Source organism: Rhodosalinus sp. (assembly GCF_041685465.1).
Taxonomy (GTDB): domain Bacteria; phylum Pseudomonadota; class Alphaproteobacteria; order Rhodobacterales; family Rhodobacteraceae; genus Rhodosalinus.
The window spans coordinates 1-12,436 of sequence record NZ_JAWLFS010000071.1 but is presented as its reverse complement, the minus strand read 5'-3'; the positions used below and the strand labels follow the sequence as shown (position 1 = coordinate 12,436).

General features: G+C 72.5%; 16 protein-coding genes. 8 read left to right on the top strand and 8 right to left on the bottom strand.

The window, feature by feature from the left end; translation table 11 throughout:
• The 4 genes from ACESL7_RS06715 to ACESL7_RS06700 form a co-directional block, all read left to right on the top strand.
• Window positions 1-263 (top strand): sulfurtransferase TusA family protein (locus ACESL7_RS06715; protein WP_372892546.1); only part of this gene is annotated, 263 nt, incomplete at its 5' end.
• Window positions 264-554: 291 nt separating this feature from the next.
• Window positions 555-1,346 carry a tryptophan synthase subunit alpha gene (gene trpA / locus ACESL7_RS06710; RefSeq protein WP_372892545.1) on the top strand — a complete coding sequence of 264 codons (792 nt, stop codon included), beginning with the start codon at window positions 555-557 and terminating at the stop codon, window positions 1,344-1,346.
• A 122-nt stretch (window positions 1,347-1,468) separates the two neighbouring features.
• Entirely contained in the window at window positions 1,469-2,881 is a 1,413-nt protein-coding gene (locus ACESL7_RS06705) for an FAD-binding oxidoreductase (RefSeq protein WP_372892544.1), read from the top strand.
• A gap of 152 nt (window positions 2,882-3,033) precedes the next feature.
• Complete coding sequence (locus tag ACESL7_RS06700) at window positions 3,034-4,203, top strand: alpha-hydroxy acid oxidase (protein ID WP_372892543.1); 1,170 nt, start codon at window positions 3,034-3,036, stop codon at window positions 4,201-4,203.
• Between the two features lie 128 nt (window positions 4,204-4,331).
• Here the strand turns inward: ACESL7_RS06700 and ACESL7_RS06695 are convergent, their stop codons facing one another.
• Entirely contained in the window at window positions 4,332-5,486 is a 1,155-nt protein-coding gene (locus ACESL7_RS06695) for an MFS transporter (RefSeq protein WP_372892542.1), read from the bottom strand.
• A 144-nt stretch (window positions 5,487-5,630) separates the two neighbouring features.
• Between ACESL7_RS06695 and ACESL7_RS06690 the strand changes: the two genes are divergently transcribed.
• Window positions 5,631-6,263 (top strand): 50S ribosomal protein L25/general stress protein Ctc, encoded by a 633-nt coding sequence (locus ACESL7_RS06690; protein ID WP_372892541.1) that lies wholly within the window; start codon window positions 5,631-5,633, stop codon window positions 6,261-6,263.
• 58 nt (window positions 6,264-6,321) lie between these two features.
• Here the strand turns inward: ACESL7_RS06690 and hmuQ are convergent, their stop codons facing one another.
• Window positions 6,322-6,633, bottom strand: coding sequence for a heme-degrading protein HmuQ (gene hmuQ, locus ACESL7_RS06685; protein WP_372892540.1), 312 nt, complete (start codon window positions 6,631-6,633; stop codon window positions 6,322-6,324).
• A gap of 79 nt (window positions 6,634-6,712) precedes the next feature.
• Between hmuQ and pth the strand changes: the two genes are divergently transcribed.
• From pth to ACESL7_RS06670, 3 genes are all read left to right on the top strand, one after another.
• Window positions 6,713-7,387 (top strand): aminoacyl-tRNA hydrolase, encoded by a 675-nt coding sequence (pth, locus tag ACESL7_RS06680; RefSeq protein ID WP_372892539.1) that lies wholly within the window; start codon window positions 6,713-6,715, stop codon window positions 7,385-7,387.
• Window positions 7,384-8,424 (top strand): DUF2332 domain-containing protein, encoded by a 1,041-nt coding sequence (locus ACESL7_RS06675; RefSeq protein ID WP_372892538.1) that lies wholly within the window; start codon window positions 7,384-7,386, stop codon window positions 8,422-8,424. The genes pth and ACESL7_RS06675 overlap by 4 nt, the downstream gene beginning before the upstream one ends.
• A gap of 65 nt (window positions 8,425-8,489) precedes the next feature.
• The gene (locus ACESL7_RS06670) at window positions 8,490-8,867 is read left to right on the top strand and encodes a DUF2237 family protein (RefSeq protein WP_372892537.1); all 378 of its coding nucleotides are present in this window, start codon (window positions 8,490-8,492) and stop codon (window positions 8,865-8,867) included.
• 12 nt (window positions 8,868-8,879) lie between these two features.
• On the opposite strand, the gene trpB is transcribed toward ACESL7_RS06670, so the two are convergent.
• The 6 genes from trpB to ACESL7_RS06640 form a co-directional block, all read right to left on the bottom strand.
• On the bottom strand, window positions 8,880-10,106 hold the full coding sequence (gene trpB, locus ACESL7_RS06665) for a tryptophan synthase subunit beta (RefSeq protein WP_372892536.1): 1,227 nt from the start codon (window positions 10,104-10,106) through the stop codon (window positions 8,880-8,882).
• Between the two features lie 140 nt (window positions 10,107-10,246).
• Window positions 10,247-10,477: an N-(5'-phosphoribosyl)anthranilate isomerase gene (locus ACESL7_RS06660; protein WP_372892535.1), complete on the bottom strand. Its 231-nt coding sequence runs from the start codon at window positions 10,475-10,477 to the stop codon at window positions 10,247-10,249.
• Window positions 10,478-10,511: 34 nt separating this feature from the next.
• Entirely contained in the window at window positions 10,512-11,168 is a 657-nt protein-coding gene (locus tag ACESL7_RS06655) for a phosphoribosylanthranilate isomerase (protein ID WP_372892534.1), read from the bottom strand.
• Window positions 11,169-11,175: 7 nt separating this feature from the next.
• On the bottom strand, window positions 11,176-11,526 hold the full coding sequence (locus ACESL7_RS06650; protein ID WP_372892533.1) for a lipopolysaccharide assembly protein LapA domain-containing protein: 351 nt from the start codon (window positions 11,524-11,526) through the stop codon (window positions 11,176-11,178).
• The gene (gene ihfB / locus ACESL7_RS06645) at window positions 11,527-11,814 is read right to left on the bottom strand and encodes an integration host factor subunit beta (RefSeq protein ID WP_372892532.1); all 288 of its coding nucleotides are present in this window, start codon (window positions 11,812-11,814) and stop codon (window positions 11,527-11,529) included.
• 207 nt (window positions 11,815-12,021) lie between these two features.
• Window positions 12,022-12,436: S1 RNA-binding domain-containing protein (locus tag ACESL7_RS06640; protein ID WP_372892531.1), on the bottom strand; the 415-nt coding region annotated here is incomplete at its 5' end.

Below are 12,436 nucleotides of genomic sequence, written 5' to 3'. Positions count from 1 at the left end.
CAGCCGTGGACGCGGGGCGCGCCGGGGACTATGCCCCGCCCATGACCGAGGAGATCGACGCCCGGGGCCTGCGCTGCCCGCTTCCCGTCCTGCGGCTGAGACAGAGGCTCGCCGAGGCGGCCCCCGGCGCGCGGGTCGCGCTGCTCGCCGACGATCCGATGGCGGCGATCGACGTGCCCCACTTCTGCGCCGAGGCCGGCCACGCGCTGGAGGCCACGGAGGCGCAGGGCGACCACACCCGCTTCACCGTCCGCAGGGGTTGAGGCCCCAAGACACGCCGCGGTCGCGCGGGCGGGAGGAGCTGCGGCGTCGCCGTCTCGGCCGTTGGGGCGGGGTCCGGTGCCGCCGCAGGCGCCGGCGTCGCCGTTTCGGCGGCAGAGGCGGGCTCGGGCACCTGGTCCGGGGCCGCCTCCTCCGCCAGGGCGGGCGCGTCGGGCGGCTGTCGAGATCGGACGCTGTCTTGCTCGCGGTGCAAAACCTCCCGCCGCGCAGCGCCCATTGATTTCCCCGCGGCGCTGGGGCAGAGCGATCGCCGCGAACATGGGAGGTCACCGATGAGCCGTATCGCCGCCACCTTCGAGAGGCTGCGCGCCGAAGGGCGCCGCGCCTTCGTCTCCTACGTGATGGCGGGCGACCCGGACGCGGAGACCTCGCTCGAGATCGTCAAGGGCCTGCCCGGCGCGGGCGTGGACATCGTCGAGCTCGGCGTGCCCTTCACCGACCCGATGGCCGATGGCCCGACGATCCAGGCGGCGGGCCAGCGCGCCCTTGCGGGCGGGCAGACGCTGGAGCGCACGCTCGAGATGGTGCGCGCTTTCCGGGAGGGCGACGACACGACGCCGATCGTGCTGATGGGCTACTACAACCCTATCTACAACCGCGGCGTGGACCGCTTCCTCGCCGACGCGCGGGAGGCAGGCGTCGACGGGCTCATCGTCGTGGACCTGCCGCCGGAGGAGGACACGGAACTCTGCCTGCCGGCGCTCGCGGCGGGGATCGACTTCATCCGCCTCGCCACGCCGACCACCGACGCGAAGCGCCTGCCGAAGGTGCTCGAGAACAGCTCGGGCTTCGTTTACTACGTCTCGGTGACCGGCATCACCGGCGCGGCCGCCGCACAGGCGGGCGAGGTCGGCCCGGAGGTCGCGCGGATCAAGGCCTCGACCGACCTGCCGGTGGTCGTGGGCTTCGGCATCCGGTCGCCGGAGGCCGCCGAGAGCATCGCGGGGGTCGCCGACGGCTGCGTCGTGGGCAGCGCGATCGTGGCGGAGATCGCCGAAGGAAAACCGGTGGCCGAGGTGCTCGACTACGTGCGCAGGCTGGCCGCGGGCGCGCACCGCGCCTGAGTTCGGTCACGCGCCGGGCCCCTTGATCGCGGGCCGCGCCACTTGCCTGCGTCCCGCTTGGCGCCACTTGCGCGCGTCCCGCGCGACGGGCGACAAGGGGGCGCAATCGGCGGGAGGACGGCATGTCGGAGGTGATCGGGGCGCTCGGGGACATCGTGGGCACGGCGCAGGTGCTGACCGGCGCGGACGCCGCGGGCCACGCCCGCGACTGGACCGGCGCGCATGTCTCCGCGCCGCTCTGCGTGGTCCGGCCGGGCACGACGGCCGAGGTGGCGCAGATCGTCAGCCTCGCCAACGCGGTGGGCGTGCCGGTGGTCCCGCTCGCGGGCAACACCGGGCTCACCGGGGGCGGCGCGGCGGACGGCGCGATCCTGCTCTCGGTCGAGCGGATGACCGGTATCCGCGCGATCCGGCCGGAGGCGCGCGTCGCCGTCGTCGAGGCCGGCGTGATCCTCGCCGATCTGCATGCGGCGGCCGAGGCGCACGACCTCGCCTTTCCGTTGAGCTTCGGCGCGCAGGGGTCGGCGCGTGTCGGCGGGGTGCTCTCGACCAACGCGGGCGGATCGAACGTGCTGCGCTACGGCAACGCCCGCGATCTTTGCCTCGGGATCGAGGCGGTGCTGCCGACGGGCGAGGTCGTCGACCTGATGAGCGAGCTGCACAAGGACAACTCGGGCTACGCCCTGCGCGACCTGCTGATCGGGGCCGAGGGGACGCTCGGGGTGATCACGGCGGCGGTGCTCAAGCTGGTGCCGGAACCGCGCGCCTACGCCACGGCGATGGTGGCGGTGCCATCGGTGGAGGACGGGCTCGCCCTCCTCAACCGGCTGCAGGCGGAGACGGGCGGCGCCGTCGAGGCCTGCGAATACATGCCGGGGCGCTACCTCGACGCGCTCGCGGCGCACGACCCGTCGGTGCGCCCGCCCTTCGCCGCGCGCCACGAGGTCAACCTGCTGATCGAGGTCGGCGCCACCGCGCCGCGCGATGCCACGCCCGGTCCCGACGGGGCGACGCCGGTGCAGGCGCAGCTGGAGAAGATCCTCGGTGATCTCTTCGAGGCGGACGCGGTCCGTGACGCGGTGGTGGCGCAGAACGCGGCGCAGCGCGCCGAGATGTGGGCGCGGCGCGAGCGGGCGGCGGAGGTGGTGCTCGCCCCGGGGCCGGTGGCGGTCAACGACCTCGCCGTGCCGCTCGACCGGGTCGGGGATTTCCTCGCGCGGGCTGAGGCGGCGGTGGCCGCGCTCGATCCCGCGGCCGTGCCGCTCGCGGTGGCGCACCTCGGCGACGGCAACGTGCATTACGCGGTGCGCCTCTCGCGCGACGACGCGGCGCTGAAGGAGGCGATCGTGGAGGCGGTCGAGGAGATCGTGCGCGAGATGCGCGGCAGCTTCTCGGCCGAGCACGGCATCGGGCAGGCGAAACGCGCCTCCATGCGCCGGCGCAAGGACCCGGCGGCGCTCGCCGCGATGCGCGCGATCAAGGCGGCGCTCGACCCGGCGGGCGTGATGAACCCGGGCAAGGTCTTGCCGGACTGAGCGGGGCGCGCCGGCGCCGGTGGCCGACGTGGCCGCGGCCGTCCGGCGCGCGCCGTGGCCCCGCCCACCCCCATGCCGCGGCCCTGCGCGGCGCGCTTGCCCGACCAGCGGCGCATTGCTATGCGCAAGCGGGATCAGGGGAGGAGGGTCCGATGCCGGTCGTCACCGATATCGAGGATCTGCGCCGGCTCCACCAGCGCCGCGTGCCGCGAATGTTCTACGACTACGCGGATTCGGGCAGCTGGACCGAGCAGACCTACCGCGAGAACACCGAGGACTTCCGCGAGATCCGGCTGCGCCAGCGGGTCGCCGTGGACATGCGCGACCGCTCCACCGCGACGACGCTGGTGGGCGAGGACGCGGCGATGCCGGTGGCGCTCGCGCCCGTGGGGCTGACGGGGATGCAGAGCGCCGACGGCGAGATCAAGGCCGCGCGCGCGGCGGAGCGCTTCGGCGTGCCCTTCACGCTCTCGACGATGTCGATCTGCTCGATCGAGGACGTCGCCGCGCACACCGAACGGCCCTTCTGGTTCCAGCTCTACACCATGAAGGACGAGGATTACGTCCGCCGCCTGATCCAGCGGGCGAAGGCGGCGGGCTGCTCGGCGCTCGTCATCACGCTCGACCTGCAGATCCTCGGCCAGCGCCACAAGGACATCAAGAACGGCCTCTCCGCGCCGCCCAAGCTCACGCCCGCGACGCTCCTGAACCTCGCCACGAAATGGGGCTGGGGGATCGAGATGCTCTCCACCCGGCGCCGGCAGTTCGGCAATATCGTCGGCCACGTCGACGGCGTCTCCGACCCGGCCTCGCTCATGTCGTGGACGAACGAACAGTTCGACCCGGCGCTCGACTGGGAGAAGATCAAGGCGATCCGCGAGCAATGGGACGGGCCGGTGATCCTGAAGGGCATCCTCGACCCGGAGGACGCCAAGGCCGCGCTGAACGTGGGCGCGGACGCGATCGTGGTCTCCAACCACGGCGGCCGCCAGCTCGACGGCGCGCTCTCCTCGATCCGGGCGCTGCCCGCGATCCTCGACGCGGTGGGCGACCGGATCGAGGTGCACGTCGACAGCGGCGTGCGCTCGGGCCAGGACATCCTGAAGGCCGTGGCCCTCGGCGCGAAGGGCGCCTGGGTCGGCCGCGCCTGGGTCTACGGCCTCGGCGCGATGGGACAGGCCGGCGTGACGAAGGCGCTGGAGATCCTGCACAAGGAGTTCGACACCTCCATGGCGCTCTGCGGACGCCGCCGGGTCGAAGCGCTCGACCGCGACGTGCTGCTCGTGCCGCGTGACTTCGAGGGGGTCTGGCAGACCGGCTGAGGCGCCGGACGCCGGTGCCGGACAAGGGGGGGCGCTGCCCCCGCCGCGCGCCCCTGGGCGCGCTGCTCCCCCGGGATATTTCCACCAAGAAGAAGGACCGGGGATCTGCACGCGGGCGACGCGGGATGTCACCCGCGGCGCGCGGCCCGGGCGAGCCAGGGGCCGAGGGCGAGGGGGACGAGCGCGAGGCTCGCCGCGACCCAGGCGAAGGAGAGCCAGAGGCCCCGCCACTCGGCCAGAAGCCCCATCAGCGGCGGGCCGAAGAAGAAGGCGGCGTAGCCGAGGAAGGAGACCGCCGCGATGGCGCGCGGGCGCGCGGCCTCGCCCGCGCCGCGCCCGACCAGCGCGAGGCAGAGCGGCACGATCACCGAGGCGCCGAGGCCCATGGCCGCGAACCCCGTGTAGGTGAGCGCGAGCCCGGGCGCCCAGGCCGCGAGCGCGGTGCCCACGGCGGCGACCGCCGCGGCCGCGCGGAGGAGGCGCGCCTCGTCGGCGAGGCGGAGCATCGCCTGCGCCGCGATCCGCCCCGTGCCGAGCGCGAGGCCGAGGATGACGGGGCCGAGCGCGCCCGCCGCCGCGCCTGCGCCGAGCGTGCGCTCGAGGTGGAGCGCGGCCCAGCCGTCGGACGCGCCCTCGGCGAGGAAGCCCACGATCATCACCGCACCGCCGGCGGCGACGAGGCCGGGGGCGAGGGGGACGCGGGCCGCTGGCCGTGTCTCGCCGGCGCCGGCGTCGCCGTCCCGCCCGCGGATGACCGGGGTCAGCGCAAGCGGGACGAGCGCCGCGGCGCCGAGGATCGCGGGCAGCGGGGCCTGCCCCTCCCGCGCCAGTCCGGCCGCGAGCGCGCCGCCCGCGTAGGCGAAGGCGTAGAGCCCGTGCGCGAGGTTCATCAGCCCGCGCCCCGCCAGCGCCTCGAGCCGGGCGAGGCGGAGGTTGACGGTCACGTCGAGAAGCCCCGTCGCCGTGCCGCCGAGGAGCAGCGCGCCGGCGAGCGCGAGCGGCGTCGTCGCCAGTCCGAGAAGTGCCAGCGCCACGCCCAGCGCAAGCGCGGCGAGGCGCGTCGCGCCGATGCCGAAGGTGCGGTCGGCCCGTCCCGCGACCAGGAGCGCGAGCGCCGCGCCGCCCGTCGCCATCAGCAGCGCGAGGCCGAGCTCCGCGTCGCCGAGGCCGGCCCGGAGCTTGAGCGCCGGCGCCGTGGCCGCCACCGTGCCCCAGAAGACGCCCATCGCGGCGAAGGCCGCGGCCGGCGCGCGCGTCAGGCGGAGATCGGCGAGCATCTGCATCGCAGTGGCCTTGCCACGCCCCCGACCGGCCGGCAAGCGCGGGCGTTTCGCCCTTGCCAAGGCGGGCGATCCCGGCTAATCGCGCGGCTTCACGCGGGGTGACAGCCTTGGAGGCACCCCGCCTTTTCATATCGGAGAGACATCATGGCTGGAGAAATTCCGGATCTTGTTGTCCAGGAACGGACGGGGTCGGGCAAGGGCGCCGCTCGTCAGGCCCGCAGAGAGGGCCTGGTTCCTGGAATCGTCTACGGCGGCGGGGCCGATCCGCTGCCCATTCAGCTGCCCTTCAACGAGCTGATGCGCAAGCTCACCAGGGGCCGCTTCCTCTCGACGCTCTTCAACCTGAAGGTCGAGGGGCACGAGGACGTGCGCGTGATCTGCCGCGCGGTGCAGCGCGACGTGGTCAAGGACCTGCCCATGCACGTCGACTTCCTGCGCCTGCGCCGGACGACGAAGATCAACCTGTTCATCCCGGTGGACTTCGTGGGCCACGAGAGCGCTCCGGGCCTGAAGCGCGGCGGCGTGCTGACGGTCGTGCGCCCGGAGGTCGAGCTCATGGTCACGGCGGGCGACATCCCGGACCACATCACCGTCGATCTTTCCGGGCTGGAGATCGGCGACACGATCACCATCTCGTCGGTCGAGCTGCCGAAGGGCGCGAAGCCGACGATCGACCGCGATTTCGTCATCGCCAACATCCAGGCGCCCTCGGGCCTGCGCTCGGCGGATGCCGCCGAGGACGGCGAAGAGGGCGAGGGCGAGACCGAAGAGGGCTGAACGCCCGCACGCGGAGCGCTTCGAGCGGCGGGGCCCGGGCGGACCCGCCGTTTTCGTCTCAGTCGAGCGTCTGCACCGTCTCGAAGACCTCGAGCTCCGGCGCCTCGAGGTAGAGATCGGCGTGCCCGCCGGCGCCCTTGTGCGCCTCGCGGAAGGCCTCCGAGCGCGTCCAGTCGCGAAAGTGATCCTCGCTCTCCCAGGCCGTGTGCGAGGCGTAGAGGCGGTAGCCGTCCTTCTCCGGGCCCTTGAGCAGGTGGAAGGCCTTGAAGCCCGGCACGCTCTTCAGGTGACTGTCGCGGCGGGTCCAGACCTCCTCGAAGGCGGCCTCCTGCCCGAGCTTCACCTTGAAGCGGTTCATCGTCAGATACATCGCATGTCTCCCCGTCTGGCCTTTCGTGGCGTTTCCGGGCATCTAGACCCGGCAGACACGGCCAGCAAGGAGCGGCGGCATGCAACTCTTCGTGGGCCTCGGCAATCCGGGGGCGACATACGCGCGGAACCGGCACAACATCGGCTTCATGGCCGTGGACCGGATCGCGGCGGATCACGGCTTCCCGCCGTTCCGGGCCAAGTTCCAGGGCGAGGTCGCGGAGGGGCGGCTGGGCAGCGAGAAGGTGATCCTTCTCAAGCCGTCGACCTACATGAACCGCTCGGGGCAGTCGGTGGGCGAGGCGATGCGCTTCTACAAGCTCGACCCCGAGGACGTGACCGTCTTTCATGACGAGCTCGACCTCGCGCCCGGCAAGGTCCGGGTGAAGCAGGGCGGCGGGCACGCGGGGCACAACGGGCTGCGCTCGATCCACGCCCACATCGGCGAGGGTTACCGCCGCGTGCGCCTCGGCATCGGGCATCCGGGGCGCAAGGAGCTCGTCTCTGGCTACGTGCTGCACGATTTCGGCAAGGCCGACGCCGACTGGCTCGACGACGTGCTGCGCGGGGTCGCGGACGGGGCGCCGCATCTGGCCGCAGGCGACCAGAGCCGTTTTCAGAACGCCGTGGCGCAACGGGCGGCGCCGGCCCGCACCGAGGCGCCGACGAAACCGGCGCGCGCCGCGCCGAAGGAGGCCGAGCCCGAGGCCGACCCGCGCTCGCCGTTGCAGAAGCTGGTGGACCGCTTCAAGTGAGCGTCCCCGGCGCCTTCCGCGCGCAGGGGCGGGCCTGCGCGCGGCTCGGCTCGCCCTTCATGGCGCGACTGATGGCGGCGCTCGCCGATCTCTGGGACGGCGAAAGCCCCCTCGCCCGGCCATGGGCGGGGTATGCGGGCGACCTCGGGCCGGCGGGGGCGTCCCTGCCCCTGCGCGTGGCGGGCGGGCTGCATGCGCTCCACCTTTCGGGGCGCGATCCGGCGCTCTCGGCGGTCTATCCGCCGGCCGAGCCCTCGGAGGCCGCGCTCCGCGCCGCGGTCGCGGACGCGCTGACGCGGCACGCCGGGTTTCTCCTCGAGTGGACAGCGCGCGCCCCGCAGACGAACGAGGTGCGCCGGGCCGCGGTCGTCGCCGCCGCCGCGCGCTGGCTCGCCGCGCGCCATCCCCTGCCGCTGGCCCTCTCCGAACTGGGCGCGAGCGGCGGGCTGAACCTCGGGCTCGACCGATTCGCGCTCGAGATCGGCGGGCGGCGCTACGGCCCGGCCGATCCGGTGCTCACCCTCGCGCCGGCGTGGGAGGGGCCCCTCCCCCCGGAGGCCGACGTGCAGGTGACCGAGCGCCGCGGCGTGGACCGGATGCCGCTCGATGTCTCGACGGCGGAAGGGCGGCTGCGCCTCCTCGCCTATCTCTGGGCCGATCAGCCCGAACGCCTCGCGCGGACGCGGGCCGCCATCGCAGCCGATACCGCGCCGGTGGACGCCGGCGACGCGGCCGACTGGCTGGAGGCCGGGCGCGCCGCGCCGCGGCCCGGACGGCTGCACCTGATCTTCCACACCATCGCCTGGCAGTATTTCCCGCAGGCGACGCAGGCCCGCGCGGCCGCCGCGATCACGCGCGCCGCCGCGGCGGCGACGCGGAACGCGCCGCTCGCCTGGCTCGCGATGGAGGCCGATGGCAATGCCGAGGGCGCCGCGCTCACGCTCCGGCTCTGGCCCGGCGACCATGCGCTCGCGCTCGGCCGGGCGGATTTCCACGGCCGCTGGATCCGCTGGGAGGGGCCGGCGCACCTGCCCTGAGCGAGGGCGGGTTGCCACGCCGCCGCGGGCCGCTACACTCCGCGCCATCGAAAGGGAGCAACGCCATGGAGATGGACCCCTCCGAGAACGTTTTGGGCGGGCCGCTGGAGTCCTGCTCGACCAGCCCGCTGACGGGTTTCTTCCGTGACGGGCACTGCAACACCTGCGCCGCCGATCAGGGCAGCCATACGGTCTGCGCGGTGATGACCGAGGAGTTCCTCGCCTATTCCAAGTATGTCGGCAACGACCTCTCGACCCCTCGGCCGGAGTTCCGGTTTCCGGGGCTGAAGCCCGGCGATCACTGGTGCCTCTGCGCGAGCCGCTTCCTGCAGGCGCATGACGAGGGGTGCGCGCCGCGGGTGAATCTGACCGCGACGCATGCCCGCGCGCTCGAGGTGGTGCCGATGGACGTGCTCGAGACGCATGCGCTCAGCGAAAGCTGAGGTCGCGCAGCCTCAGCCCGACAGCTCCACTCCAAGCGCGCGGGCGACGGTGAAGATGTCCTTGTCGCCCCGCCCGCACATGTTCATGCAAAGAACGTGATCCGAGGGCAGCTCGGGCGCGATGCGCATGACGTGGGCGAGGGCGTGGGCAGGTTCGAGCGCGGGGATGATCCCTTCCGTCTCGCAGCAGAGCTGGAAGGCCTCCAGCGCCTCGGCATCGGTGACCGAGACATACTGCGCACGCCCCGACTCGTGCAGCCAGGCGTGCTCGGGCCCGATGCCCGGGTAGTCGAGGCCCGCCGAGATCGAGTAGCCCTCGAGGATCTGGCCATCGCCGTCCTGCAGGAGGTAGGTGCGGTTGCCGTGCAGCACGCCCGGCCGCCCGCCGGTGAGCGAGGCGCAGTGCTCCATCTGGTCGTCCACGCCCTTGCCGCCGGCCTCGACGCCGACGATGGCGACATCCGGCTCGTCGAGGAAAGGATGGAAAAGGCCGAGCGCGTTGGAGCCCCCGCCGATCGCGGCGACCAGCGTGTCGGGCAGGCGCCCCTCCGCCTCGGTCATCTGGCGGCGCACCTCCTTGCCGATGATCGACTGGAAGTCGCGCACCATCGCCGGGTAGGGGTGCGGGCCGGCCACCGTGCCGATGCAGTAGAAGGTGTCGCGCACGTTGGTGACCCAGTCCCTCAGGGCGTCGTTCATCGCGTCCTTGAGCGTGCCGCGGCCCGAGGTGACCGGCACGACCTCCGCGCCGAGGAGCTTCATGCGGAAGACGTTCGGCGCCTGCCGCTCGACGTCGTGCGCGCCCATGTAGACCACGCACTTCAGCCCGAACTTGGCGCAGACGGTCGCCGTTGCGACGCCGTGCTGGCCCGCGCCGGTCTCCGCGATGATGCGGGTCTTGCCCATGCGCCGCGCCAGCAGGATCTGCCCGAGCACGTTGTTGATCTTGTGCGCGCCGGTATGGTTGAGCTCGTCGCGCTTCATGTAGACCTTCGCGCCACCGAGACGCTCGGTCAGCCGCTCGGCGAAGTAGAGCGGGCTCGGCCGGCCGACGTAGTGGGTCCAGAGATCGTCCATCTCCGCCCAGAAGCGCGCGTCGTCGCGGGCGCGGTCGTATTCCGCCTCGAGTTCGAGGATGAGCGGCATCAGCGTCTCGGAGACGAAACGCCCGCCGAAATCGCCGAACCGGCCCTGCGCGTCCGGCCCGCTCCTGAAGCTGTTGATCCGATCTTCTGGCATGGCGCGCTCTCCCGGTGTGTTCCTGACGTTCTAGCGCCGTGACCGGGTGGCAACAAGCGCAAGGCGTTTCGAAACGCCTTGCGGCCAAGCGGTTTCGAAACCGCTTGGCCGAAGCCGCTTGCAAGCGGCTTCGGCACCGCTCAGCGCAGGCGGCGGATGGGGCGGGCGTTGCAGAAGACGACGAGGTGGCGGCCGTTCTCCACCGCCTGGAAGCCGCGGCGCTCCACCTCGGCGAGGAAGGCCGCGCGCCCGGCGATACGCTCCACGTCGCGGATCTGCCGCTTGACCACGCCGCCGCGCCGCGCCTCGCGCGACTCGAAGAGCTGCGCGAGCCAGAGGTCGGGGGTGAGATGGGCGGGCAGCTGCGGCATGGCCCTGCTCTCGCCCATCGTGGTTGAGACGGGGTTAAGCCACGGCCTCCGCCGCCGCGTCCAGGAAAGCGCGGATGCGCGCCGGGTCCTTCTCGCCGGGCGCGCGCTCGACGCCGGAGGAGACGTCGAGCTGGCGCGCGCCGGTGCGCCGGATCGCCTCTGCGGCGGTCCCAGGCGTGAGCCCGCCGGCGAGCATCCAGGGTCCCGCCCAGTCGCGCCCGGCGAGCAGCCGCCAGTCGAAGGAGAGCCCGTTGCCCCCCGGCAGCGCCGCGCCCTCGGGCGCCTTGGCATCGACGAGGATCTGGTCGGCCACCCCGGCGTAAGCGTCGATCTGCGCCAGATCGGCCGCCTCGCGTACGCCCACCGCCTTCATCACGGGCAGGCCGAAGCGCGCGCGCACCTCCGCCACACGCTCCGGGCTCTCCCGGCCATGGAGTTGCAGGAGGTCCATCGGGGCCGTCTCGAGGATCGCCGAAAGCGCGGCGTCGTCCGCGTCCACCGTCAGCGCGACCTTGGCGACGCCCGGCGGAACATCGACGGCGAGCGCGCGCGCGCCCTCCGGCGTCAGGCTGCGCGGGCTTGGCGGGAAAAAGACGAAGCCGACATAGGCCGCACCTGCGGACACGGCCGCCGCGACATCCGCGGGCCGGGTCAGCCCGCAGATCTTCACGCGCACATCGGAGGGGGTCACGGCCGCCTCAGCCCGCCCGCTTGTCGACGAGGGCGAGGACCTCGTCGGCCTCCTCCCCCTTGACCTTGGCCCGGCGCAACTCGCGCTGCAGGCGCTTGGCCTCCGCCTGCTGTCGGGCCTTTTCGGCGCGGTGCTTGTGCTCGCGGATCCACTCCCAGACGAAGCCGATCAGAAGGCCGGCCGCGACGCCCCCGAGGATCACGAGAAAGAGCGGCAGCTCGGCGGAGACGTTCCAGCCGGCGAGGTCTTCGAGCGCCTCGGGAAGCAGCGCCAGCGTCACGACGGCGCGGTTGGCGAGCGCGACCGAAACGAGGACGATCGCGATGACGGCGAGGATGGCGTAGCGGAGGTAGCGCATTCAGTGATGTTTCCCGTTCAGGCGTTCGCGCAGCATCTTGCCGCACTTGAAGAAGGGTACATGCTTTTCCTCTACCTGCACCGCTTCGCCGGTGCGCGGATTGCGACCGATGCGCGCATCCCGTTTCTTGACCGAGAAGGCGCCGAACCCGCGCAGTTCGACCCGGTCGCCGCGCGAGAGCGCCGCGGTGATCTCCTCGAAGATGGTGTTCACGATGCGCTCGACGTCGCGCTGGTAGAGGTGCGGATTCTCCTCCGCGATTTTCTGTATCAATTCCGATCGGATCATCGGTCCGTCCCCCGCGGATCGCTGCCGCTCTTTGCTGTCGCCCGACTATAGGCACAAACCGGCCCGCGCGGAAACACGATGGGCGCCCGGTCACACAGGATTCGCGAATTTTTCCGTGCCCGGGCACGGCGCGCGCTGCAGGGCGCCACGAAAAAGGCCCCCCGCTGCACCGCGGGGGGCCGATTCGCGGATCGGGATGCGCGGGGCTCAGTCGTCGCCCTTGAGTGCCGCACCGAGAATGTCGCCGAGCGAGGCGCCCGAGTCGGAGCTGCCGTACTGCTCGACCGCTTCCTTCTCTTCGGCGATTTCGCGGGCCTTGACCGACAGGCCGAGGCGGCGCGTCTTGGGATCGACGTTGGTGACGCGGACGTCGACCTTGTCGCCCACGTTGAAGCGCTCGGGCCGCTGCTCGGAGCGGTCGCGCGAGAGATCGGACCGCCGGATGAAGCTCTTCATCCCCTCGTATTCGACCTCGATGCCGCCGTCCTCGATCGCGGTGACCACCACCGTGATGACCGAGCCACGCTTCACGCCGCCCACGGCCTCGGCGAACTTGTCGCCGCCCACGGCCTTGATCGAGAGCGAGATGCGTTCCTTCTCGACGTCCACTTCCTGAACGACG

Excerpts from the sequence above, each read along its gene's own strand:
- trpA (WP_372892545.1), top strand. The coding sequence starts at position 555 with ATGAGCCGTATCGCCGCCACCTTCGAGAGGCTGCGCGCCGAAGGGCGC.
- ACESL7_RS06705 (WP_372892544.1), top strand. The coding sequence starts at position 1,469 with ATGTCGGAGGTGATCGGGGCGCTCGGGGACATCGTGGGCACGGCGCAG.
- ACESL7_RS06700 (WP_372892543.1), top strand. The coding sequence starts at position 3,034 with ATGCCGGTCGTCACCGATATCGAGGATCTGCGCCGGCTCCACCAGCGC.
- ACESL7_RS06695 (WP_372892542.1), bottom strand. The coding sequence starts at position 5,486 with ATGCAGATGCTCGCCGATCTCCGCCTGACGCGCGCGCCGGCCGCGGCC.
- ACESL7_RS06690 (WP_372892541.1), top strand. The coding sequence starts at position 5,631 with ATGGCTGGAGAAATTCCGGATCTTGTTGTCCAGGAACGGACGGGGTCG.
- hmuQ (WP_372892540.1), bottom strand. The coding sequence starts at position 6,633 with ATGTATCTGACGATGAACCGCTTCAAGGTGAAGCTCGGGCAGGAGGCC.
- pth (WP_372892539.1), top strand. The coding sequence starts at position 6,713 with ATGCAACTCTTCGTGGGCCTCGGCAATCCGGGGGCGACATACGCGCGG.
- ACESL7_RS06670 (WP_372892537.1), top strand. The coding sequence starts at position 8,490 with ATGGAGATGGACCCCTCCGAGAACGTTTTGGGCGGGCCGCTGGAGTCC.
- trpB (WP_372892536.1), bottom strand. The coding sequence starts at position 10,106 with ATGCCAGAAGATCGGATCAACAGCTTCAGGAGCGGGCCGGACGCGCAG.
- ACESL7_RS06660 (WP_372892535.1), bottom strand. The coding sequence starts at position 10,477 with ATGCCGCAGCTGCCCGCCCATCTCACCCCCGACCTCTGGCTCGCGCAG.
- ACESL7_RS06650 (WP_372892533.1), bottom strand. The coding sequence starts at position 11,526 with ATGCGCTACCTCCGCTACGCCATCCTCGCCGTCATCGCGATCGTCCTC.
- ihfB (WP_372892532.1), bottom strand. The coding sequence starts at position 11,814 with ATGATCCGATCGGAATTGATACAGAAAATCGCGGAGGAGAATCCGCAC.